19 protein-coding genes, 1 tRNA gene and 1 pseudogene are annotated in these 22,614 nt (G+C 60.6%); 14 read left to right on the top strand and 7 right to left on the bottom strand.

Annotation, left to right across the window (positions count from 1 at the left end; genetic code table 11):
* Positions 1-52 precede the first annotated feature (52 nt).
* On the top strand, positions 53-1,528 hold the full coding sequence (locus FHX14_RS10405) for an MFS transporter (RefSeq protein ID WP_184377048.1): 1,476 nt from the start codon (positions 53-55) through the stop codon (positions 1,526-1,528).
* A 541-nt stretch (positions 1,529-2,069) separates the two neighbouring features.
* On the opposite strand, the gene FHX14_RS10400 is transcribed toward FHX14_RS10405, so the two are convergent.
* The 3 genes from FHX14_RS10400 to FHX14_RS10390 all read right to left on the bottom strand — a co-directional run bounded on the left by FHX14_RS10400 (position 2,070) and on the right by FHX14_RS10390 (position 3,932).
* Positions 2,070-2,159 (bottom strand) — tRNA-Ser (locus FHX14_RS10400).
* Between the two features lie 192 nt (positions 2,160-2,351).
* The gene (locus FHX14_RS10395; RefSeq protein WP_184377047.1) at positions 2,352-3,527 is read right to left on the bottom strand and encodes a GGDEF domain-containing protein; all 1,176 of its coding nucleotides are present in this window, start codon (positions 3,525-3,527) and stop codon (positions 2,352-2,354) included.
* Between the two features lie 201 nt (positions 3,528-3,728).
* Entirely contained in the window at positions 3,729-3,932 is a 204-nt protein-coding gene (locus FHX14_RS10390) for a hypothetical protein (RefSeq protein WP_184377046.1), read from the bottom strand.
* Between the two features lie 392 nt (positions 3,933-4,324).
* Here FHX14_RS10390 and FHX14_RS10385 point away from each other — a divergent pair, with 392 nt between their 5' ends.
* The 4 genes from FHX14_RS10385 to FHX14_RS10370 all read left to right on the top strand — a co-directional run bounded on the left by FHX14_RS10385 (position 4,325) and on the right by FHX14_RS10370 (position 8,637).
* Positions 4,325-5,419, top strand: a complete 1,095-nt coding sequence (locus FHX14_RS10385) for a septal ring lytic transglycosylase RlpA family protein (RefSeq protein ID WP_184377045.1) — start codon at positions 4,325-4,327, stop codon at positions 5,417-5,419.
* Between the two features lie 75 nt (positions 5,420-5,494).
* Positions 5,495-6,790 carry a D-alanyl-D-alanine carboxypeptidase family protein gene (locus FHX14_RS10380; protein ID WP_012557714.1) on the top strand — a complete coding sequence of 432 codons (1,296 nt, stop codon included), beginning with the start codon at positions 5,495-5,497 and terminating at the stop codon, positions 6,788-6,790.
* 132 nt (positions 6,791-6,922) lie between these two features.
* Positions 6,923-7,603, top strand: coding sequence for a dTMP kinase (gene tmk, locus FHX14_RS10375; protein ID WP_184377044.1), 681 nt, complete (start codon positions 6,923-6,925; stop codon positions 7,601-7,603).
* Between the two features lie 8 nt (positions 7,604-7,611).
* Complete coding sequence (locus FHX14_RS10370; protein ID WP_184377043.1) at positions 7,612-8,637, top strand: DNA polymerase III subunit delta'; 1,026 nt, start codon at positions 7,612-7,614, stop codon at positions 8,635-8,637.
* Positions 8,638-8,656: 19 nt separating this feature from the next.
* On the opposite strand, the gene FHX14_RS10365 is transcribed toward FHX14_RS10370, so the two are convergent.
* Complete coding sequence (locus FHX14_RS10365; RefSeq protein ID WP_184377042.1) at positions 8,657-9,445, bottom strand: sulfite exporter TauE/SafE family protein; 789 nt, start codon at positions 9,443-9,445, stop codon at positions 8,657-8,659.
* Positions 9,446-9,680: 235 nt separating this feature from the next.
* On the opposite strand from FHX14_RS10365, the gene metG reads away from it, so the two are divergent.
* Genes metG through FHX14_RS10350 form a run of 3 tightly spaced genes read left to right on the top strand, consistent with a single transcriptional unit; the run spans position 9,681 to position 12,847 of the window.
* Positions 9,681-11,231 carry a methionine--tRNA ligase gene (metG, locus tag FHX14_RS10360; protein ID WP_184377041.1) on the top strand — a complete coding sequence of 517 codons (1,551 nt, stop codon included), beginning with the start codon at positions 9,681-9,683 and terminating at the stop codon, positions 11,229-11,231.
* A 4-nt stretch (positions 11,232-11,235) separates the two neighbouring features.
* Complete coding sequence (locus FHX14_RS10355; RefSeq protein WP_184377040.1) at positions 11,236-12,018, top strand: TatD family hydrolase; 783 nt, start codon at positions 11,236-11,238, stop codon at positions 12,016-12,018.
* A gap of 4 nt (positions 12,019-12,022) precedes the next feature.
* Positions 12,023-12,847 carry an MBL fold metallo-hydrolase gene (locus FHX14_RS10350; RefSeq protein WP_184377039.1) on the top strand — a complete coding sequence of 275 codons (825 nt, stop codon included), beginning with the start codon at positions 12,023-12,025 and terminating at the stop codon, positions 12,845-12,847.
* A gap of 131 nt (positions 12,848-12,978) precedes the next feature.
* On the opposite strand, the gene FHX14_RS10345 is transcribed toward FHX14_RS10350, so the two are convergent.
* The gene (locus FHX14_RS10345; RefSeq protein ID WP_012557708.1) at positions 12,979-13,584 is read right to left on the bottom strand and encodes a TerC family protein; all 606 of its coding nucleotides are present in this window, start codon (positions 13,582-13,584) and stop codon (positions 12,979-12,981) included.
* A gap of 288 nt (positions 13,585-13,872) precedes the next feature.
* Here FHX14_RS10345 and FHX14_RS10340 point away from each other — a divergent pair, with 288 nt between their 5' ends.
* Together FHX14_RS10340 and FHX14_RS10335 are read left to right on the top strand one after the other, a co-directional pair.
* Complete coding sequence (locus tag FHX14_RS10340) at positions 13,873-14,532, top strand: hypothetical protein (protein WP_184377038.1); 660 nt, start codon at positions 13,873-13,875, stop codon at positions 14,530-14,532.
* Positions 14,533-14,611: 79 nt separating this feature from the next.
* Positions 14,612-14,989, top strand: coding sequence for a hypothetical protein (locus tag FHX14_RS10335; protein WP_184377037.1), 378 nt, complete (start codon positions 14,612-14,614; stop codon positions 14,987-14,989).
* Positions 14,990-15,050: 61 nt separating this feature from the next.
* Here the strand turns inward: FHX14_RS10335 and FHX14_RS10330 are convergent, their stop codons facing one another.
* The gene (locus tag FHX14_RS10330) at positions 15,051-15,539 is read right to left on the bottom strand and encodes a PAS domain-containing protein (protein WP_003586415.1); all 489 of its coding nucleotides are present in this window, start codon (positions 15,537-15,539) and stop codon (positions 15,051-15,053) included.
* Between the two features lie 267 nt (positions 15,540-15,806).
* On the opposite strand from FHX14_RS10330, the gene FHX14_RS10325 reads away from it, so the two are divergent.
* Positions 15,807-16,499 (top strand): DUF599 family protein, encoded by a 693-nt coding sequence (locus tag FHX14_RS10325; RefSeq protein ID WP_003586416.1) that lies wholly within the window; start codon positions 15,807-15,809, stop codon positions 16,497-16,499.
* Positions 16,500-16,577: 78 nt separating this feature from the next.
* Entirely contained in the window at positions 16,578-17,492 is a 915-nt protein-coding gene (locus FHX14_RS10320; RefSeq protein WP_184377036.1) for a LysR family transcriptional regulator, read from the top strand.
* Here the strand turns inward: FHX14_RS10320 and FHX14_RS10315 are convergent.
* Positions 17,481-18,431 (bottom strand): alpha/beta hydrolase, encoded by a 951-nt coding sequence (locus FHX14_RS10315; protein ID WP_184377262.1) that lies wholly within the window; start codon positions 18,429-18,431, stop codon positions 17,481-17,483. The genes FHX14_RS10320 and FHX14_RS10315 overlap by 12 nt on opposite strands.
* 354 nt (positions 18,432-18,785) lie before the next feature.
* On the opposite strand from FHX14_RS10315, the gene FHX14_RS10310 reads away from it, so the two are divergent.
* Positions 18,786-20,096 carry an epoxide hydrolase family protein gene (locus tag FHX14_RS10310; protein ID WP_184377035.1) on the top strand — a complete coding sequence of 437 codons (1,311 nt, stop codon included), beginning with the start codon at positions 18,786-18,788 and terminating at the stop codon, positions 20,094-20,096.
* Between the two features lie 154 nt (positions 20,097-20,250).
* Positions 20,251-22,402: pseudogene (locus FHX14_RS10305) on the top strand (mechanosensitive ion channel family protein).
* The last annotated feature ends 212 nt before the right edge of the window (positions 22,403-22,614 follow it).

Below are 22,614 nucleotides of genomic sequence, written 5' to 3'. Positions count from 1 at the left end.
CGCACGAATAGAATGCAAATACTGCGCGTTCCGCCATACCGGGCAGAGGACTATGTTTGCCGACGGCTCCGTTTCCGGAGCGAGAAAAACGGAGTCTACGGTGAAACCGATCATTGCAGAGCCAGGCGAGGCCGTCGCCGAACGCCCCTATTCCGTCCGCTGGGCACTCGCCAGCCTTTCCCTCTCGATGCTGCTGCCATCGCTTGGCACCAGCATCGCTAATGTCGGCCTGCCGAGCCTGGCGCGGCGGTTGGAGGCTGCCTTCCAGGATGTCCAGTGGATCGTGCTCGCCTATCTCCTTGCCATTACCACTTTGATCGTCAGCGTCGGGCGGCTCGGCGATGTCACTGGCCGGCGACGGCTGCTGCTCATCGGTATCCTGCTCTTCACACTGGCCTCGGTCCTCTGCGGCCTTGCGCCGAAGCTGTGGCTGATGATTGCGGCACGGGCGGTGCAGGGTCTGGGCGCGGCGATCATGATGGCGCTGACCATGGCCTTTGTCGGTGAAACGGTGCCGAAGGCGAGGATCGGCAGCGCCATGGGGCTGCTCGGAACGATGTCGGCGATCGGCACCGCTCTTGGGCCCTCACTCGGCGGTCTGCTGATCGCCTATTTCGGCTGGCCGGCGATCTTCCTCGTCAACGTGCCGCTCGGCCTGGCGACCTTCGTTCTCGCCTATCGCTGTCTGCCGGACGATATCGGCGGGAGGAAGAAGGATCGGGCCGGCTTCGACAGAGTGGGCACGCTGCTGCTTGCCCTGACGCTGTCGGCCTATGCGCTGGCGATGACGATCGGGCATGGCAGCTTTGGCCTGTTGAACCTCGCCCTGCTGCTCATGGCCGGTGTCTGCGCCGGCCTCTTCATCTTCACCGAGGCGAGAACGGCATCGCCGTTGATCCAGCTGGCGGTGTTCCGCGACCGCGTGCGCACCGCCAGCCTGGCGATGAACGGGCTCGTTTCCACAGTGATGATGGCGACGCTGGTGGTCGCGCCCTTCTATCTCTCCCGTGCGCTCGGGCTCAACGAGGCGCTGGTTGGCGCCGTCATGTCGATCGGTCCGGTGATCTCCATCCTCAGCGGTGTCCCGGCCGGCCGCCTCGTCGATCGTCTGGACGCGCCGTTGGTGGTTGCCGCAGGGCTCGTCGCCATGGCCGCCGGCTGCATCGCTCTCGCCGTGCTGCCTGGAATCGCCGGCTACATCACCGCCATCGCTCTGCTGACGCCTGGCTATCAGCTGTTCCAGGCGGCCAACAACACAGCCGTCATGGGAGATGTGCGGCCCGACCAACGCGGCGTCATTTCCGGCATGCTCAACCTGTCGCGCAATCTCGGGCTGATTACCGGCGCATCCGTCATGGGCGCCGTGTTCGCGCACGGGTCGGGGAGCTCAGAGATCGCCGCGGCACGTCCCGAGGCCGTTCATTCAGGCATGCAGATCACCTTCGGCGTCGCAGCCGCATTGATCGCCATCGCGCTGACCATCGCGGCCCGAACCTATCGGCGCCGAACCAATTCCGCAGGAGCATGAACCGCAACTGCAGCGCTCTAACCGCATCGATCGAGTAAGCTCGCCCCCAGGGGATTATGCATTCAGCCGCAGAACTCAGACCAAGGTCCGATTGGTCCCGGACTTCGTGCCCCATACCAACCTTCGATCGTTGCAATAGCTTTGCGGGATGAGTCGAATTTCGGAGCTGTTCGTGTGACCAAGATCATCATTTTGGGGATGATAGTGATGCCGGCTATCTTTTGGGGTTCTGTTGGCGTCTGGATCTATTCGCTGATTTCGTGAGCGGCTGTGGCTTCAGTCCCCATCGCGATTGCTGTGCAGCAATACGGGTGAGGCTCAACAGATCGCCGATGGCAAGGAGATCTACTGTCGAACGGGCGAGGCCGGGCTTCGTGACCAAGAGCGTCTCGGCCTCGCGCACGATTTGCAGAATCATTCGGCGGCATAGCGCGTCTGGATGTCGCCGCATTATTGCAGATCTTCGTTGACTATATTGCAAGCGAGTTGGGTTATCACCTCGGAAGGTTTGGCAAAATATACAAGCTTTTCAACAGGTTGCTGGCGGAAGAGGTGGGATTCGAACCCACGGTACGGTCACCCGCACGCCGGTTTTCAAGACCGGTTCCTTAAACCACTCGGACACTCTTCCATCTGTTGAAAGGTTGAGAAATCGACATTCCGTAGATTTCTTCCAACCGGCTGTTACTGCCGGTTTGCGACCCAATCACTCGATGGCTGGGTTTTAGCAGCTTTGATGGCAGCGTCAACGTGCTCTGTAGCATTTGCCGGCATTCCGCTATGACGTGCCAGGCAGTCTGAGCGTGACCGATCTCCGCTGTTGTCAGCCTGCGCGGGCCAGTCGCCGTTCGGGTGCAGGGGAGCTGTCGGTCAACCCGATGCCGGTAAACAATTCCACCCTGTTGCGGCCGTTGTTTTTGGCACTGTAAAGCGCCTGATCTGCCCGCTTCTGGATGTCTTGTTCCGTGAGGCCCGCTTCCCAGAGCGCCACGCCTGCGCTGACGGTAGTGGAGACCTGTTTTCCTTCGAAGACGAGATCCAAAGTATTGACAGCCTCACGTATCTGCTCCGCGAGCGCAAAAGCAGAGGCTTCGGTTTCGCCGCGAACGAAGAGGCTGAACTCTTCGCCGCCCAGCCGGCCGAAGACGCCGGAAGGAGGAATGCTGCGAGCAATCGTCCGAGCAACATCCACGAGAACAATATCGCCTTTGTCGTGTCCGAACCGGTCGTTCACGCTCTTGAAAAAGTCGATATCGATCAGGACGAATGCGTCTCCGGGCCCGAGGCTTTTGGGAAGCGAGCTGAAGAAATGCTGCCGATTGGGAACGCCGGTCAGCATATCGGTATTCGCAAGTCTGGTAAGCTTCTCTTCGGCTCTTTCCTGCACTAGCACGAGTACGAACAGAGCCACCGCGAAATGACAGATAATCAGCAAAAAGAATGCGTAGCGCGGCGGAAGAGGCGCATCGTTCGGAAACGTGAAACCGACCACGACCAACGCTGAAAGAGACGTCGCGACAAAAATGGCCGCGGAAAGACCGAACCGCGCGGTAAGGCGCTCCTGAAAGAAGTCGCGGGCGATCACCAACCCCGACAAGGCCAGCAGAATGGCGGCGTTGCCGTTGAAGACGGATGCTCTGAGCCCGTTGTCCACATACCACGGCGTGATCGCCGCACTGAGCGTGAGGGTGACAGGCAGGAGCATCGGCCACGAGTCTCGAAGGGAGCTGTGACGCCGGCTGAGGCCATAAAGACCCACCGCCATCAGCCCGTAACCATTGGCGCCAAGCGAAAAACTCCAGAATGTCCTGGCATTATCGGACATGTGAAGACGCTCGTCCAAACCTGCCAGCGTCGAGGCGATCGCGAGCAAGGAAAAACCGACGGCGAGTACACCAAGCCCTGGCGTCGCTCCAGAGCGCCATCTCACGTAGAAGAAGCAGATTGCTCCGACGATGAAGGAAGACTTGTGTAGAAGAAGGACTGTCGCAAGATCCATTGCCGGAACCCGATATGAGATGAGAAGCGGGGCCGGAATAGCGACTAAAATCTACTTTTCGATGAACGCTGCGCGACAATGCGACGGAGCAATCGCTGTTCTTTGGTGTTGACGGGCTTTGGAGGCCGGCGGGAATTTGCGGGTCGGCGCGTATCTCGTTCCCAGACAAGCTCTTTGAAATTTAAGTCGGAGACATGAGATCTAGCCTCCGTCCGATCCAAGGCCTTTCGGACCATTGAGCTGGTTCATATCCTCGCAGAGAGAGCGAACCGCTTCCATTGTCACCGCAAGTGCTGACATCAGCATTGCGATGTCGTTCTCTTGATCCAACTCAGAAAGCGCGCGCGCTCGAACATTCAGCTGCCGGATCACGGTGTCGAGCTGTGTTATGGTTTCATCGTTCATAGTGATCCTCCATAGGCATAACCCTCAAAGCCCTTGGCGGACATTTCGTTCCCGGAGAGGATCGAGGTAGATCGGCGATGGAGCCGTGCCGGCGGCGTTTCAATATGGAGCTTTTCGGGCATCTGAAGCGGCCGGATGTTTACCATATGCCCCGCATCGGCACGGGAATTTCAGGCTTCTTTGCCGCAGCGGCAGGGCAGGGCGACAGGGCTCGCGTTAGTGGTTTATAAACCATAATCACGAGAATTATGGCTATCGCTGCGAAATCGTTCGTAAATTTGCCACGAACTTCGCAAGATTAAAGCCTCGTTAGGCGGGCGGGGATAAGGCGTATTGGCCCAGTATGGGGCAAAGTTCCTTAACCATAACGATCTTTGAGCGGCGTGGGACATATGAAATTGGGATACGGGGCGGCGTCTTTCGCAACGACAGCACGGTGGCTGGCGGTATCGGCGATGTGTGCGACGGTTGCGGCGTGCGGCACGACGCAGGCGGTGCCGAAGAAGAAAGCCCACGGCAAAGAATATTTCTCCGAATCCGAATATGGCGTGAAGGCGAGCCCGCGGGTCGCCACCGGCAACAATATTCCCAAGGGCGGCGGCCGCTACATCGTCGGCAATCCTTACGAGGTGAAGGGCAAGTGGTATTATCCGAAGGAAGACTTCGCCTATAACAAGGTCGGCGTCGCTTCCTGGTATGGCTCGGCCTTTCATGGGCGCCTGACGGCGAACGGCGAAGTCTACGATCAGATGCATCTTTCTGCAGCGCATCCGACCTTCCCGTTGCCGAGCTATGCGCGCGTCACCAATCTCGAAAGCGGTTCCTCCGTGATCGTGCGCGTCAACGATCGCGGCCCCTATCACGAGGGCCGCATCATCGACCTGTCGAACAAGACGGCCGACATGCTGGATCTGCAGCATAGCGGCACCGGCAAGGTGCGCGTGCAATATGTCGGCCGTGCCCGTATGGACGGCCACGACATGCCCTATCTGATGGCCTCCTACGCGCCGAAGGGCAGCCGTATTCCCGGCGTCAATCCGGAAGGCCAGATCGCAACCGGCGTGATGGTCGCCTCCAACAGCCGCAAGATCACCCGCGACCAGCTGCAGAGTTCCGAAGATTACGAGACGCCGGCCAGCGTGCCGGTACCGATGTCGGCGACCTCCTATGCCGGCTCGACGCCGAGCGCCCGATATACTGCGGCGCCCGCTCTTGCTCCGGGTGCCCATGTCTTGGTTGCGCCGCCGGCACCGTCCGCAAACAATGCCCCGCAGGCCTTCGACCAGATGGTCGTGTTGCCGGAGATTGGTCCCATGCCCTATGAACGGCCGCTCAGCTCCCTCGCGCTCGGTTACCAGAATGAGGACGTGAAGACGGTAACCGTCGATCTCGCCTTCGACGCGGTGATGGTGCGCAATGACGGGCTGACGCAGGAGTCGATCCTGGCCTCCGCCAAGCGCCAGCAGGCCAAATTCGCCGCGCGTTGAGCGCGGCAATTGCATCGGATTTCCTCTCGCTCTAACCTACCTGACGACACGCCGCTCGATCGATGGAAACGCCTGATGCTGAAGCCTGTGCTTCGCCGTTTAGACCAGTTCAGCTTCCTATCGAAGCGCAGAACCGCTCTAACCTTTTGTTTCCACGCAATTCCGGACGCAAAACCGCTGCGCACTTTTGCTGGAATTGCTTTGGCATGCCTCCTGCCGTTGACCACCGGAGCGCTTGCGGCCGATAGCGGTGCCGCCGGTTTCGCTACTAAGGCGGCGCAGGCCTATATGATCGAGGCTGCCACCGGCACGGTGCTTCTCGCCAAGAACGAGGACCAGGGCTTTTCGCCGGCATCGCTCGCCAAGCTGATGACGATGGATCTCGTCTTCGACGCGGTGACGAAGGGCCAGATCACCTTCGATACCGAATATCCCGTTTCGGAATATGCCTGGAGAACCGGCGGCGCGCCGTCGAGGACGGCAACGATGTTTGCCAGCCTCAAATCGCGCGTGCGCGTCGAGGACCTGATCAAAGGGGTCGCCATCCAGGGCGCCAATGACAGTTGCATTATCCTCGCCGAAGGCATGGCCGGCAGCGAGCAGCAATTTGCCGAGTCGATGACGCGGCGCGCCCGTGAACTCGGCATGGAGAAAGCCGAGTTCGGCAATTCCACCGGCCTTCCGGATGGAAAGAGCAAGGTGACGGCGCGCGAGATGGTGACGCTCGCCACGGCCCTGCAAAAGTCCTATCCGAACCTCTACCCCTATTTTGCGCAGCCGGATTTCGAGTGGAACAAGATCTTCCAGCGCAACCGCAATCCGCTACTCGGGCTCGATCTCGGTGCCGACGGGCTGGCAACCGGTTTTACCGAGGGCGAGGGTTATTCGATCGTCGCGTCGGTTGAGCGCGACGGCAGACGGCTGTTTCTGGCGCTTGCCGGCGTCGCTTCCGACAAGGAGCGGACGGAGGAGGCCAAGCGGGTGCTCGAATGGGGGCTGACGGCCTTTGAGAGCCGGCAGATCTTCGCCGAGAACGAAGTGATCGGCGCCGCCAGCGTCTATGGCGGCACGGCGCGCACAGTCGATCTCGTGGCCAAGGCGCCGGTCAGCGTCTATATTCCGATCAGCAATCCCGACCGGCTGTCGGCGCGCATCATCTATCGCTGGCCGCTGGCAGCACCGGTGCAACCGGATACCCAGGCAGGTACGCTCAGGATTTTTGCAGGCAGCCGGCTGCTCAGGGAAGTGCCGCTCTATACCGTGCAGGCGGTCGGCGAGGGCTCGCTCAGCAGCCGGGCTGTTGACGCCATGCTGGAACTCGGCGAATCGCTGTTCTTCTCCTGGCTCTGGGACAAGTCCGCGCCGGGCTGAGCGCCGGTTTTCCGATGCAATTTGCCGGGAAAGGTGAATATGTCGCCGCGGCGAAAGGTTTTCCTTCCTGCTGTCTTCGGATAGATAGAAGAAGCAAGGCGCGTACGGCGCCTGGAATGCGGGAAGTTGTCATTGTCATCCGGTACGGGATTGTTCGTTACGTTTGAAGGTGGGGAAGGCGCTGGGAAATCCACGCAGATCCGCCGCCTCGCCGAGGCGCTGAAGGGCGACGGTCACGATGTGCTGGTGACGCGGGAACCGGGCGGATCGCCGGGCGCCGAGGCCGTGCGCCACGTGCTCCTGTCGGGGGCTGCTGAGGCCTTCGGCACGCGGATGGAGGCAATCCTGTTTGCGGCGGCGCGCAACGACCATGTCGAAGAGGTGATCCGCCCCGCACTGGCTGCCGGCAAGATCGTGCTCTGCGACCGTTTCATGGATTCCTCCCGCGTCTACCAGGGCGTCACCGGCAATCTCGAGCCCGATTTCATCGAGACGCTGCAGCGCATCGCCATCAACGGCGTCATGCCGGATTGCACTGTGATCCTCGACATCCCCGCCAAGATCGGGCTGGAGCGCGCGCAGAAACGCGCCGCCACCGACGCTCCCGATCGCTTCGAGAAAGAGCGGCTTGAAACCCACGAGAAACGGCGCGAAGCCTTTCTCGATATCGCCGCCCGCGAGCCGGAGCGCTGTCATGTGATCAACGCCATGCAGAGCGAGGAAGCAATCGCCGCCGAGATCGTGGCGATCGTCCGGCAGCTCATGTCGCCTGCAGGCCGTGCTGGCATGCCGGAAGCCGCACATCATGAGTGAATCCCGTTATGAGTGAAGAAAGGCCCGGACTGCTCGACGGCGCCATCTGGCCGGGCGAAAATACCAGGCTGTTCGGCCATGAGGAGGCGCAGGCCTTCCTTGCGCAATCCTACCGGTCCGGCAAGGGTCACCACGCCATCCTGATAGAGGGGCCTGATGGCATCGGCAAGGCGACGCTCGCCTTCCGCTTCGCCAATCACGTGCTCTCCTATCCCGATCCTGCCACCGCGCCGGAGACGATCGGCGATCCGGATCCTGCCTCGTCCGTCAGCCGGCAGATCAACTCCGGCGCCTCGCATAATCTTCTGCATCTCGCCCGGCCCGTGGATGAAAAGACCGGCAAGGTGAAGTCGGCGATCACCGTCGACGAGGTGCGCCGCGCCGGTAAATTTTTCTCGCAGACCTCAGGAACCGGCAATTGGCGGATTGTCATTATCGATCCGGCCGACGACATGAACCGCAATGCGGCCAACGCCATCTTGAAGATTCTGGAAGAGCCGCCGAAGCGGGCCTTGTTCCTGGTGCTCTCGCATGCGCCGGGACGATTGCTGCCGACGATCCGCTCGCGCTGCCTGCCGCTGAAGCTGGCGCCCCTTGCCGACGATGCGCTCATGGCGGCGCTTGCCCATCTCGGCATATCGGGCGAGGGCGGGGCGGTGCTTTCGGCCGCCAAGGGCAGCGTCGGCGAGGCGCTGAAACTGCTGAATTACGGCGGCGGCGAGATCATTGCCGCCTATGACGAGATGCTGTCGGCCGAAGGGCCGACGGCGCGCAAGGCGATGCATCGGCTGGCCGACGCGCTTTCGGGGAAGGAAAGCGACACGATCTTCGATTTCTTCGTCAGCCATGTCGGCGACGACATCATGAATCGAGCACGCGCAGCGGCAGGCGAGGGGCAGATCGCAGCTGCAGAGCGGCTGGCGCGGCTCTATTCCGAGATCACCGAACGGCTGACCATTTCGGATGCCTATAACCTCGACCGCAAACAGACGATCATCGGCATTCTCGCCGATATCAAGCAGCCGGGTCTCTAATTCCGTCCTGATTCTCCGATCAGCCGGTCAGCAGCTTGACGGCGACGACGGCAAGTGTCGCGGCAAGGACGATGCGGATGGTGCGCTCGTGCAGCTTCGGCGCCAGAAGGCTGCCGATGATGATGCCGGGGATGGAACCGATGAGCAGGGCAAACAGCATCGGCCAGTCGATTTCGCCGATCAGCCAATAGCCCGTGCCGCCGATCAGGGTCAGCGGGACCGCATGGACGATATCGGAACCGACGATCTCGCGGACATCGAGCCTGGGATAGAGGACGAGCAGGATCGTCACACCCAGCGCGCCGGCACCGACAGAGGTCAGGGTGACGAGGACGCCGAGCAGGAATCCGAGAATGACGGTGAGGGCAAGGATGGTTCTCGGCTGCGGCGGCGTGCGGTCGCCATTGGCGCGGCGCGCCAGCTCGAGGATCGGACCCCGGAAGACCAGCATGATCGCGGTCATGACAAGAAGCCAGCCGAGCGCCGTGGTGATCGTATTGGTGACGCCGATGCTTTTGCGATCGACGCCCGCCAGCAGCCAGAGCATCAGCAGGGCGGCCGGCACGCTGCCGATTGCGAGACTGCCGACGATCTTCCAGTTGACGCGCCCGTGCATGCCGTGGACGGCGGTGCCGGCGGTCTTGGTGATCGCCGCATAGAGAAGATCGGTGCCGACGGCGGTGGCGGGATGGACGCCGAAGAGCAGCACCAGCAGCGGTGTCATCAGCGAACCGCCGCCAACGCCGGTGATGCCGACGAGCGCGCCGACAAACAGCCCCGAAAGTGAATAGAGAGGCTCGAACGTCAATCAAGCGCCTCCGACGGCGCACGGCCACGACAAACCGGATAGATGAAAACTGGCACTTCGTTCTGCCTCGCCCTCTTTTCCATGACGGGTAGATTGCGGCAGAAGCTGAGTCAAGTTCACCGCGGCCCGCGTCCCGGAAATCATTGGCAGCGGCAAAACTTGATGTTTCGCTTGACGGTGACATGCGCTAAGAGCGGCTGACCATTTTTATAGAGTAAGCCGGACATTGGCCGCCATGACAGACAAGACACCCTTCTACATCACCACCGCGATTTCCTATCCCAACGGCAAGCCGCATATCGGCCACGCCTATGAGCTGATCGCGACGGATGCGATGGCGCGCTACCAGCGCCTGGATGGCAGGGATGTGTTCTTCCTGACCGGCACCGACGAACACGGCCAGAAGATGCAGCAGACGGCGCGCGCCGAGGGGATTACCGCCCAGGCGCTTGCCGACCGCAACTCCGGCGAATTCCAGGCGATGGCCAAGCTGCTCAACGCTTCGAACGATGATTTCATCCGCACCACGCAGGAGCGTCATCACGAAACATCGCGCAATATCTGGAACCTGATGGCCGAGAATGGCGACATCTACAAGGATAGCTATGCCGGCTGGTATTCAGTGCGCGACGAGGCCTATTACCAGGAAAACGAGACGGAGCTGCGCGCCGACGGCGTGCGCTATGGGCCGCAGGGCACACCTGTGGAATGGGTGGAAGAGGCAAGCTATTTCTTCAAGCTCTCCGAATACCAGGAGAAGCTGCTTGCGCATTACGAGGCGAACCCCGATTTCATCGGCCCGGCCGAGCGCCGCAACGAGGTGATTTCCTTCGTCAAATCCGGCCTCAAGGATCTCTCGGTCTCGCGCACGACCTTCGACTGGGGCATCAAGGTGCCGAACGATCCCGCCCATGTCATGTATGTCTGGGTCGACGCGCTGACCAACTACATCACCGCGACCGGCTACATCGAGGACAGGAACGGCCCGCGGGCGAAATATTGGCCAGCCGATGTGCACATCATCGGCAAGGACATCATCCGCTTCCATGCCGTTTACTGGCCGGCCTTCCTGATGTCGGCAAAGCTGCCGCTTCCGAAGCGGGTCTTCGCTCATGGCTTCCTGCTCAACAAGGGCGAGAAGATGTCGAAATCGCTCGGCAACGTCGTCGATCCCGTCAATCTGGTCAACCATTTCGGCCTCGACCAGGTGCGCTACTTCTTCCTGCGCGAAGTCTCCTTTGGCCAGGACGGCAGCTATAGCGAAGAGGCGATCGGTATCCGCATCAACTCCGACCTCGCCAACGGCATCGGCAATCTCGCCAGCCGCTCGCTGTCGATGATCGTCAAGAACTGCGACGGCAAGATCCCGGAATGCGGGGTGCTCAGCGATGAAGACAAGGCGATGCTGGCGCAGGCCGACGCGCTGCATGCCTCGACACGCGACGACATGGGCAAGCAGCAGATCCACCGGGCGCTCGCTGCGATCATTTCGGTCGTCTCCGAGACCGACCGCTATTTCGCCGGCCAGGCGCCGTGGGCGCTGAAGAAAACCGATCCGGCGCGCATGGGCACGGTGCTTTACGTCACCGCCGAAGTGGTACGCCAGATCGCCATCCTGCTGCAGCCCTTCATGCCGGATTCCTCGGGCAAGCTGCTCGATCTGGTCGCGGCACCTGCAGACAAACGCGATTTTGCTGCTCTTGGCGAATCCGGCCGTCTCCTTGCCGGAACGCCGCTCGAAGCGCCGACTCCGGTCTTCCCGCGCTACGTGGCTCCGGAGGCTTGAGGCCGTGCTGATCGATACGCATTGCCATCTTGATTTCGCCGACTTCGAGGCGGAGCGCGACGAGATCGTTACGCGCGCCCATCAGGCGGGCGTCAAGCAAATGGTGACGATTTCGACGCGGGTGCGCAAGCTCGACCGGCTGCTTGCGATCACCGAGAAATATCCTTCGGTGTTCTGCTCGGTCGGCACGCATCCGAACAATGCCGACGAAGAGCTGGATATCCAGACGGAAGATCTGGTGCGCCTTGCCAACGCCCATGAGAAGGTGGTGGCGATCGGCGAGGCCGGCCTCGATTATTTCTACGATACGCAGAAGCCCGAGGACCAGCAGACCGGCTTTCGCCGCCATATCGCGGCGGCGCGCGCCACACAGTTGCCGCTCGTCATCCACAGCCGCAGCGCCGATGAGGACATGGCAACGATCCTGACCGAGGAAACGGGGAAGGGCGCCTTCCCCTTCATCCTCCATTGCTTTTCGGCAGGTCCGGAACTGGCGCGAACCGGCGTCGAACTCGGCGGCTATGTTTCCTTTTCGGGCATCCTGACCTTTCCGAAATCGGAAGAGCTGCGCGCGATCGCCAAAACGATCCCTCAGGATCGGCTGCTGGTGGAAACGGACGCGCCGTATCTGGCGCCGAAGCGCTGGCGCGGCAAGCGCAACGAACCCTCCTATGTCGTCAACACCGCCGAGGTGCTCGGCGAGACGATCGGCCTCTCCTACGCGGAGGTCGCACGGATCACGACGGAGAACGCATTGCGCCTGTTCACGAAGATGCCGAGGGTCTGAGAGCGTGCTCTACCGGCGGCGCTTCACCATTCTCGGCTGTTCGTCGTCACCCGGCGTGCCGCGCATTACCGGCGACTGGGGCGCCTGCAATCCCGACAATCCGAAGAACCGGCGCACGCGCGCCGCCTTCATGGTGCAGCAATTTGCGCCGGATGGCGGTGTCACTACCGTCGTTATCGATACCGGGCCGGATTTTCGCGAGCAGATGATCAGGGCAGGGGCCGACCATGTCGATGCCGTGCTCTACAGCCATCCGCATGCGGATCATATTCATGGCATCGACGATCTGCGCGGCTATTTTCACAACACGCGCCGGCGGGTGCCGATCTTTGCCGACCAATATACGATGGACAGGCTGCGCGAAGCCTTCGGCTATTGCCTGGAAACGCCGCCGGGAAGCAACTATCCGCCGATCGTGCTGCCGGTTGTCATCGAGAACCTTGACGAACCCGTCGAAATCCGCGGCCCCGGCGGCAAGATACAGTTTCATCCGCATCTTCAGCAGCACGGCGACATCTACTCGCTCGGCTTTCGGATCGGCGATGTGGCCTATTGCAGCGATATCAGTGACTTCCCGCCGCAGACCGTCGACAAGCTTCAAAATCTCGATGTGCTGATCATCGACGCGCTGCAATATACCTACCATCCGAGCCATCTGTCGCTGGAACAGTCGCTCGACTGGATCGGCCGGCTGAAACCGAAACGGGCGATCCTCACGCATATGCACACGCCGCTCGATTACGACGTGGTGATGGCTGAGACGCCGGACCATGTGGTGCCGGCCTATGATCAGATGAGCTTCGAAACCGAGGTCAGGATCGGGGCTTGAACTCCGCGCCCATAGCATGATGCCGAAACCTGTGTGTGGTTGCGGACGACATCATGCTCTCGATCTTTCATGTAGAACAAGGCTCAGATTTTAGGCCGACCAGGGCCTGAAATCATCCTGTTCCGGCGCCACTACATGTAGGGCATAACCTCGACGGCGCCGCGATAGATCATGTCGAGCGAGACATAGAGGATGATCAGCAAGCCGACATAGGCGATCCAGCGATGGTTGTTGAGCAACCGGGCGATCAGATTGGCGGCGATGCCCATTAGCGCGATCGACAGGGCAAGGCCGATGATCAGCACGCTCGGATGTTCGCGCGCCGCCCCGGCGACGGCGAGCACGTTGTCGAGCGACATGGAGACGTCGGCGATGACGATCTGGGTCGCCGCCTGGAAGAAGGTCTTTTTCGGCGCGCCTTCGGCGCCCGCCGCATCATGGTTGTCGCCATGGCCGGCGCGAATTTCGCGCCACATCTTCCAGCAGACCCAGAGGAGCAGAAGTCCGCCGGCCAACAGCAGGCCGACGATTGCCAAGAGATAGACAGCAACGCTGGCAAAGAGAATACGCAGGACGGTCGCGGCCGCTATGCCGACGATGATCGCCTTTCGGCGCTGCGTGGCCTCAAGCCCGGCAGCGGCGAGACCGATCACTACGGCATTATCGCCGGCAAGAACGAGGTCGATAGCAATGACCTGCAGCAAAGCCGTCAGACCGGCTGCCGTAAAGATGTCCATATGAAATATCCCCAATGCGTCAAAAGCCGTGCTAGCGTCTCGACGGTTTGACGTCAACCGCTAGAGCGCCTTGAATTGCGGCGGCGCGGGACAACGATCCTCGATGCCAAATCGTTCCTTATTTTAATATCGGTGAGCCGCCATTGTGGGGGCGGACGGTGCGACTGAAGCCTCCATCGCCTGCCCACGCATTGGCTTGGAACATTCCATTCGCCCACCTGTTTTTCTGATCAGGAAACCAGCCGCCGGATCGGCGGCGTGGGTCTATGCATCGAGAGGAGATTTGCCGTGAGCAGCATTTACCACGATACCAATCCAGCCTTCTCCGGCCCGACAGGAGGCAGCAGTCTCACCGCATTTTTCGACAGCCGATCGGAAGCCGAATCCGCCGTCTCCCGTCTCGAAGACGCGGGCGTGCCGGTTGCGAGAATAAGGTTGATGCCAGGCTATGAGGCCGACGAAAAAACGGCCGGCGCGATGAGCGACGACCGCGGTGGCTTCTTCGACGCGCTGGCCGACTTCTTCTTTCCCGACGAGGATCGTGCGGTCTACGCAGAGGGGTTGCGGCGAGGCGGCTTCCTCGTTCAGGTCAATGATATCGATGACGCGCTCTACGAGACCGTTCACGATATACTGGACGACGAGGGCAGCATCGACATGGACGAGCGGGCGGATCTCTGGTCGCTGGAAGACAGGCAACAAGGCGCGTCCAATACCGGTTTTGCCGGCCAACCCTCCGGCGGCAAAGCATCGGAAGACCTCGCCGTGTCCGAGAGTGCATTCGACGATACGCGCCCCGTAGCGACGCGCGACACCGTGCATGGAAGCGCCAAGGTGCGTGCCTACACCTATAGCCCTACCACGCCATCGGACGATGCCAACGGCCAATCGCAGAGCCAGTCGCAAGGCGGATCCCAGCAGAGCCAGGGTTTCCGGCGCGACGACTGATCCTCTGACCTGCACTGGAAGGCGCGGCCGCGATGCCGGGCCTTCATCTCATCCCGCTTGTTTATTTGAGGATATGTCCATGCAATCATCCATCAATCGCGACGGCCGCCTTCCTGACCCCGATGAACTGATCGCCGAAGGTGAACCGCCTTTTGCCGATGCCGCCGTTGTAAGCACGCGTGAAAAAGTCGACGAAGATCTCAGCGGCCTGCAGCAGGAGCTCAGGCTGCTGAAGGCTCGGATAGGCATGCTGCGCGAGGACGCGGAGGCGGCGCTGAAGGCAAAGGCCACATCGGTCGATGCAAACGCCCACGTCCAGCTTGGCAGCTATCCCTGGGCGAAGCTTGCCGCAGCGATCTGCGCAACCTTCATTGTAACCAGGCTGGTTCGAAATGTGCCGCTGGGGGGCATGCTTGCCGGATTTCCCGGTCATCACTCCGAGGCGAGATGGCGTTAACCGGCGAGCTTTGAATCGCTGCACAAGAGCAGGCGCATCGACCTCGATGCGTCGAAGGAAATTAATGAAGCGGCGCGATGCCGGAAGGTATCGGCGTGGCAAGCTCTTTCAGAATCGCCTCAAGCGCGTCGGCCGTCGCCTGCAGCCCGGATGACTTCGCAATTTTGAACGCCGCGCTGCAATGCGCAGACAATTCGTCTTGCTGGCTTTGATCATTCGTCCGAAAGACGATGCCCGCATAGTGCGATGGGTTTCCGGCTGCATCCCTGAAGCATCGGCCGAAGGCAGCAACGGCTACGATTTGTCCGCTTCGATCAAATACCCGATAGTCATGGCGGTAGGGATCTCCTGTCACTACCGAGTCTGAAATCGCCTTGGCCACGGATGGCTTGTCGTCCGGATGAATCCTGTCGAGGTATTTTATGATCGGTAGCCCCCCGATGGTCTGCTCCGGATCAAGCCCAAAGAGGTTTGCCAGCGCCGAATCCGCATAAACCGTGTCGGTCGCCAAGTCCCACGTGAAGATGCCAGGCTCTTCGGCAAGGTCCATTCCGTATCCCCAGTCTGACCTGCCGGTTGACCATGTCACGCGGCTGGTGCCAGCCAATCTTAGTCGCCTTTCGAACGGACGCAATATCGACTTTTCCAATCTTGCTCGTGCATGCGGCCTGAGACCGCCATACACGCTCGCGACGCGCAGCCGGTAGCGGTCTACCGCCCGTGCGCTTCAAAGGAAGCCGCGGCGGCGATAGACGCTTGGAGCCCCCGTTCACTCGAAGTAGTGTTTCTAAAAACGCCATTCAATTCGGGGGACACCATGGATTTTTTGAACGTCGCGGCGATCGTATTCTTCCTTCTCGTCTGGGTGGCACTCGAGCCTTTGATGGCAATGGGGTGGCCGCGGCGAAACGACAGTCTTTCCGTCGACATGGTGCGCATTCGCGCGGCCTGGATGCGCGAGGTGCTGACCCGGGATAACAACTTCATCGGCGACGCGGCGATCCTCGGGCACACGATCAATTCGGCATCCTTCTTCGGATCGGCCAACCTCATCGTCATCGTCGGGCTCAGCGGTGCGCTGTTCATGGAGCCGAATTATGGATCGGGCGGCGGACTGATCGCGCTGTTTGCGGCGCAGGATCCCGCCTGGTTTTTCCAGTGCAAGGTACTCCTGATCATGGCGACGCTGCTGCGCGGCCTGTCCGATTTCATATGGGCGGTCCGCCAGATCAACTATTGCCTTGCGGCGATCGGGGCAAGCCCGTCGCGCGATGAAGACAGGGACATCGTCAGCTGGACAAATGCGCTCACTCTGGTCTTGAACCCGGCTCTTCGCTCGTTCAGCGTCGGCGTCCGATCCTACTATTTCACCGTCGCTGCCGCCTTCTGGTTCATCGGGCCGATCCCCTTCATTGTCGCAACCATCCTCAGCGTCGGCGTTTTGATCTGGCGTCAATCCTGGTCGGATGCTGCAAAGGGGATCATGGCCATACGCAGGCTGCTGGATTAGGATTGCCTGCGGTTCAGGGCAACGTCATAGTCCGCTGGCCGATGATGAGCAGAAGCAATATCTTACGGGCGGTAGCCAATGGATCGTCTCGAAGCGATGCGCATATTGCTGGCCGTTGTCGACGCCGGAAGCATCTCGGCCGGCAGCAGGCGGCTGAACGCGCCGTTGCCCAGCGTCAGCCGCAAGGTGGCCGAGCTTGAACGCCATCTCGGCGCAAACCTCGTCGTCCGCACCAGCCGCAATCTTCAGCTCACCGATGCCGGCCGCGACTATGTCGACGCCGCCCGAAAGATCATAGCGGATCTCGATGAGGCGGAGCGAAGGGCGTCGGGCGAATACCAGACGCCCAGAGGCGCGCTCACGATCACGATGCCGATCGAATATGGGAGCCGGTATGTGCTGCCTGTAGCGCTGAGCTTCATGGACAAATACCCGGAGGTGTCGCTGAAGCTTCTGTCGCTTGACCGCACGGTCGATATCGTGTCCGAGCAGGTGGATATCGCCATCCGTCTCGGCGACCTCGCCGACAGTTCCCTCCATGCCGTCAAAACCGGCGAATTCCGCCTGCTGACCTGCGCGAGCCCTGCCTATCTCGCGCGGCATGGCGAACCTCAGCGCCCAGATGATCTCATCGATCGCGACGGGATCTTCTTCAACAAGCCGGCATTCTTCTGGACATTCGACGTCGAGGGAAAGCCGATGGAGGCGATGCCCCGCAACCGGCTGGAAGTGAATACCGCGGCGAACTGCGTCGCAGCCGCCGTCGATGGCGCAGGGATTGCGCGGCTCTTCGACTACCAGGTTCCAGACCAGCTGGCGTCCGGCGCGCTCGTGCCTATCCTGCGGGATTTCGATGGACCACCACAGCCCATTCATATCGTTTACGCCCGCCAGGGGATTCTGGCGCTGAAGGTACGCGCTTTTGTCGACTGGGCTCTGCCCCGGTTGCGTACGCCATCCAAAATCTTTGATAATCCAATCTTATCTGAATGATGTACGGATTTCTTCAACCGTATGTTTCGCATTTTGAAGATGGGGAAAGTGGCCGATACCCGGCAGGATATCGATTTCCACACCGATCCTGGCGGCGAATTCGATGCCCATTTCCTTGTTGATGTAGAGGTCTCTTTCGCCCCAGATGACTTTGACCGGCGTCTTCAACCGGTCGAGGTTGGCCTCCAAGACGTTCTGGTCGCGCGTGAAATTGGCATAGTAATGGGCAAAGGCGTCCGCTGACGTCATTCCGCCGAAGCTCCACGAATGGACCATGTCCCGCTGAACGTCGGTCGGCAGATCGAATTGTTCCGCCGGCGACAGGCCGCGCCTGTGCACGTTCTGGAGGATCTCGTCGCTTGTCTTGTTCATATAGGCGCGGGTCGGCGAGGCTGTCGGCTCCGCTTTGAGATTCTGCAGGTTCTCCCACATGTATTGCGGCCGGTCGAACGGCGCGAAGTCTCCGACGATGATCCGCCTGGCGATCGCCGGCTCATCGAGAGCCAGCAGCAGAACGGGGAGGGCAGCAATATCGGTCGCATAGATCACGAGGTTCGAACGGTCGATGCCTGCCGTCTCGATATAGGCCTTCAACACTGCCGCGTAGTCCTGGGGCGCATAGGAAAACTGCTGCAAGATCGGGCGCGACGACTGTCCATAGCCCGGCCAATCAAAGGCGTGAACGTCGTAGTCGCGAGCAAGCGTGCTCGCGAGGTCATTCCAGACCATCATCGTTTCCGGAAACCCATGCAGGAAAAGCACGGTGCCTTTTGGCGCCGGCGCGCGAACAATCATTCTCCTCAGCGTGAGCATCTCGTCGACCTTGATGAAATCAACGTCACCTTGCCGGGTTTCAGCGGACGCGAAGACTTTTCCGACGGGGAGGGATGGAGTGGCTGCGACCGATGCAGCCCTATTTCCGGTTTTGTCTTCAGACATGTGAGTTCCTTTCCTGAACGACAGGTCCATAAGTAGCCACGCCGTCACCGCGCAGTAGCTGGAAAAATTGAGAGGCAGCCTCTTGATCGTGGTCGCTGTGACGGCGCTGGCCAAGACTGACTTTCGAACGAGAGGCTGCCTCTCAGTTTCCCCGGGTACCGGCTCTGCGTCGCGCCGCCCAAATAACCACCAACCGCCGATTTGAGACAGTTCGCGGGGGATGGCGGAGCGCGCCGGCGACAACATAAGGAAGAGCTGATATGACTGACATCACATTGAACCCTATGCGGTCACCAATGGCACCCATTGCCGAACCTGTCCGTTGACTCTCGATGTCATGAAAGGACACACGTCATGGCACTGCTGACCTCGTTGAACCACAGGCTTCTATCGCGACGCGCGCTGCTGTCAGCGGGTGCCGCGGCCGGCTTATCCGCCGTTCTGCTTCCGCTGGCGTCGGAAGCCGCCGACGCTATAGGCACCCCAGCCGGGGAAATCCGACCATTCAGGGCCGACATCCCCGAGCCAGCGCTTGAGGATCTCAGGCGGCGACTTGCCGCAACCCGATGGCCCGACGGCGAAACCGTCACGGATCGTTCGCAGGGTGTTGAGCCCGACAGGCTGAAGGAGCTGGTGGGCTACTGGCAGTCATCCTACGACTGGCGCAAGGCAGAGAGCCGGCTGAATGCCTTTCCGCAATTTCTCACCAATATCGACGGTGTGGACATCCATTTCATCCATGTTCGTTCCCGTCATGAAAACGCGCTGCCGCTGATCATGACCCATGGCTGGCCGGGGTCGGTGTTCGAACTGCTCGATGTCATCGGGCCGCTCACGGACCCGACGGCGCATGGCGGTACGGCCGAGGATGCTTTCCACCTGGTGATCCCTTCGATTCCGGGATTCGGCTTCTCCGGGAAGCCGTCGACGACGGGTTGGAACCCGCAGCGGATAGCGGCTGCCTGGGACGTGCTGATGAAACGGCTCGACTATATCAGCTATGTCGCGCAAGGCGGCGACTGGGGCGCCATCATCAGCGACGCCCTGGGTCGCGAGGCACCCGATGGGCTGCTCGCGATCCATGTCAACAGGATCGAGCGGGCGACGACGTTCCCATCGGACGCAGCCCAGGCTCTTAGAAATGGAGGGACGGCTCCCGACAATCTGTCTGCGGACGAGAAGCTCGTCTTCGACGAGGCGCGGAACTTCCTCAACAACGGCTTCGGCTATGCCGCGATCATGAGCACACGTCCGGAGACAGTCGGTTACGGCATTGCGGATTCGCCAGTTGGCCTTGCCGCCTGGCTTTACGACAAGATCGCCGACTGGGTGTTCACCCGAGGCGATCCGGAACAGGCGCTTGGCAAGGAGGCGATCCTCGACAATATCACGCTGTACTGGCTGACGAACACCGGCCCCTCGAGTGGCCGCATCTATTTCGAAAACGCCATGGCAGGCGCGAAGCTCTCGGAGGTCAAAGTGCCGGTCGCCGTCACCATATTCCCCGGAGAGGTCTACAAACCGCCGAAGCACTGGTTGTCGAAGGCCTATCCGAAGCTGGTCTACTATAACCGCGCGTCCAAGGGCGGCCACTTCGCGGCCTGGGAAGAGCCGGAACTCTTCAGTCAGGAAGTCAGGGCAGGGTTCAAAACGGTACGATCATGAGCAACCGCTGATAGCTGAGCGGCAGGTTTCAGGGGCAGGGGCAGGGCGAGCTTTGCGTCCGCCAGACAGGTCGTCGATTGACGTCGATTACGCAACGCTTCACAACGTCCGAAGTTGCTAGAAACGACGCCAGCTTCGCGGGGACCAGGGCTATATGCGCATCAACGACGACCGTCATTTTTTCGGCAGAGTGTCCACACTCCTGACGGTGGTATTTGCGACGCTTCTGTTCGCGAGCGTAACCGCCGCCTTAGCGGCCGAACCGACCAATTCCTCGGGAGCGATCCGGGTTATCATCGAATTGCCCAACGATGATGCCGGACGCGCGCTGGTCAATCGGATCGTTCCCGGCAATCAGGGACCGGCGCAGCCGGCAGCGGCCCCGCAAGAGGCGGCACCGCCGTCGATTGCCACCGCATTGCAGGATTTGCGCCAGAGGTTACTCACGCTTGTCGATGCCGTTCCAACACTTCCGGGACAGATTCAAACGGCGATCCGGGTCTTCCAAACGGATGATCGCATCGATGCCGTCGGACTGATCCTGGCGGTGACGCTTTTCATTGCAGGCGGATTCGCTGCCCAGCGCCTTGCCTGGTGGTCCGGGCGAGGGCTGCTTCATTTTGTGTTGACCGCGCCTGCAGACACTGTCCGGCAGCGGATCAAGCTCCATGCGGCCCGGCTTTCAATGGGCCTTCTCGCATTGGTCGGTTACCTCATCGGCAGCCTCGGCGCCTTTATCCTCTTTCCCTGGCCTGCCGTGTTTCGCGATATCGCGCTCATTCTGCTATCAGCGGCGCTGATGGTGCGCCTTGGCGTACTTGTCGGCCGCATCGTGATTGCGCCCGGTGCCCGGCTGCCGCATATGCGGCTTCTGACGCTTGTCACCTCGCTTGCCTGGTTCTGGTACTACTGGCTTCTCGCAATCGTCGCCGTGCTGGCAGTTGGCTGGGCGATCATCGAGGTGTTCCAGACCATCGGGGCTTCGCCCATCCTGGTCGATCTTTTTACCGCCGCGTGGCTCGGTGTGGTTTCAATCACGCTGATTGCCATGATTTGGCTGCGGCATTTCCGTTCCGACGGGCCGCCGGTGAACCGGCTGGTTTGCGTCGGCTTCAGCGCGAGCATCGTATTATCGTGGCTGTTATGGGTGTCCGGGCTGCGTGGAGTATTCTGGACGTTGATCGTCTTAACGCTTCTGCCGCTTACCGTTTCCGTGGCGCGTGATGTCATCGGTCGCATTGTACGATCCGGCGGCGAGCACGCCGTTGAAGATCCGGCTATCGTCGGATGGTCGGTCGTCATCATGCAAACGCTCCGTAACGGCCTGATCGTGGTCGCCGCACTGCTGATTGCCCGCGCTTGGAATGTCAATCTCAGTGACCTTGCCGCTGCCGAAACGGTGACCACCCGTTTGATCCGCGCAGGCATCCGCATCGTTATCGTGCTGCTGGTGACCGACGTAATCTGGAAGCTCGCAAGCACGCTGATCGACAGTCAGATGGCGGTGGCGTCGCGAAGTGCGGAGACGGGGCATCTGGACGGACCCGAAGCGCGCCGGCGTCAGCGGTTGAATACCCTGCTTCCGATCCTTCGCAACGTGCTGTTTCTGGCGATCGGCGCTGTCGGCTTCCTGATGATCCTGGATGCCGTCGGCATTCAGATCGGACCGTTGCTGGCCGGCGCCGGCGTCGTCGGCATCGCCGTCGGCTTCGGCGCACAAACACTGGTCAAGGATATCATCTCCGGCGTCTTCTATCTGTTCGACGATGCCTTTCGCATCGGTGAGTATATTCAGGCGGCAAAATATAAAGGGACAGTCGAAGGTTTCTCGCTGCGATCGATCCGCTTGCGGCACCACCGCGGTCCGGTCACCATCGTTCCTTTCGGCGAACTCGGCGCGGTGCAGAACCTGAGCCGCGACTGGGTGATCGATATCATTACGCTGACCCTGAACTATGACAGCGACCTTGAGGAGGTCCGCAAGACCATCAAGCGCATCAAGCGTCGAGCTGCTGGACGATCCCGAACTCGGACCCAACATCATCGAGCCCTTGAAAATGCAAGGGATCGAGCAGATGGCCGATTACGGTGTGCAGATCCGGCTGAAGTTCATGGCCAAACCCGGCGAACAATTCGGCGTTCGCCGAAAGGCACTCGCCATGCTCAAGAAGACATTCGCGGAAAAAGGGATCCAGTTTGCAACTCCGACGGTTCATGTTTCCAGCGGGACGGCCGATGCAGCAGCTTCCGCCGCCGCTACGGAGCTACAAAGACCGGCAAAAGGGATCCCAACACTTCAGGACTAGCTGCCTCGAGCACGGCGCAAGCTCGATGAGAGTGGCCAGCAGATGACCGACGACACTATGCCATTGTAATCAAATGGCATTCTTATGTTCCATAATCTGTCTTATGCGATTTTTGTCTGTAGGAGCTATTTAGTAATGCGACAGTTGGGCCAGTTAGAGATGCGACAGTCTCGCCTCTCGACGTGCTGGTCAATGCCAACGTTGGGAGCAAG

Source organism: Rhizobium sp. BK619, assembly GCF_014195245.1.
Lineage (GTDB): Bacteria > Pseudomonadota > Alphaproteobacteria > Rhizobiales > Rhizobiaceae > Rhizobium > Rhizobium acidisoli.
Note: the sequence above shows the minus strand (reverse complement) of the source record. Positions and strands in the feature narration are given on the sequence as shown.

Bases quoted from the DNA above. Each gene is read 5' to 3' on its own strand.
- FHX14_RS10310 (WP_184377035.1), top strand. From the start codon at position 18,786: ATGGCACTGCTGACCTCGTTGAACCACAGGCTTCTATCGCGACGCGCG.
- FHX14_RS10320 (WP_184377036.1), top strand. From the start codon at position 16,578: ATGGATCGTCTCGAAGCGATGCGCATATTGCTGGCCGTTGTCGACGCC.
- metG (WP_184377041.1), top strand. From the start codon at position 9,681: ATGACAGACAAGACACCCTTCTACATCACCACCGCGATTTCCTATCCC.
- FHX14_RS10315 (WP_184377262.1), bottom strand. From the start codon at position 18,431: ATGTCTGAAGACAAAACCGGAAATAGGGCTGCATCGGTCGCAGCCACT.
- FHX14_RS10390 (WP_184377046.1), bottom strand. From the start codon at position 3,932: ATGAACGATGAAACCATAACACAGCTCGACACCGTGATCCGGCAGCTG.
- FHX14_RS10345 (WP_012557708.1), bottom strand. From the start codon at position 13,584: ATGGACATCTTTACGGCAGCCGGTCTGACGGCTTTGCTGCAGGTCATT.
- FHX14_RS10330 (WP_003586415.1), bottom strand. From the start codon at position 15,539: ATGGACCTTGCCGAAGAGCCTGGCATCTTCACGTGGGACTTGGCGACC.
- FHX14_RS10335 (WP_184377037.1), top strand. From the start codon at position 14,612: ATGCAATCATCCATCAATCGCGACGGCCGCCTTCCTGACCCCGATGAA.
- FHX14_RS10370 (WP_184377043.1), top strand. From the start codon at position 7,612: ATGAGTGAAGAAAGGCCCGGACTGCTCGACGGCGCCATCTGGCCGGGC.
- FHX14_RS10405 (WP_184377048.1), top strand. From the start codon at position 53: ATGTTTGCCGACGGCTCCGTTTCCGGAGCGAGAAAAACGGAGTCTACG.
- FHX14_RS10385 (WP_184377045.1), top strand. From the start codon at position 4,325: ATGAAATTGGGATACGGGGCGGCGTCTTTCGCAACGACAGCACGGTGG.
- FHX14_RS10325 (WP_003586416.1), top strand. From the start codon at position 15,807: ATGGATTTTTTGAACGTCGCGGCGATCGTATTCTTCCTTCTCGTCTGG.
- FHX14_RS10395 (WP_184377047.1), bottom strand. From the start codon at position 3,527: ATGGATCTTGCGACAGTCCTTCTTCTACACAAGTCTTCCTTCATCGTC.
- FHX14_RS10380 (WP_012557714.1), top strand. From the start codon at position 5,495: ATGCTGAAGCCTGTGCTTCGCCGTTTAGACCAGTTCAGCTTCCTATCG.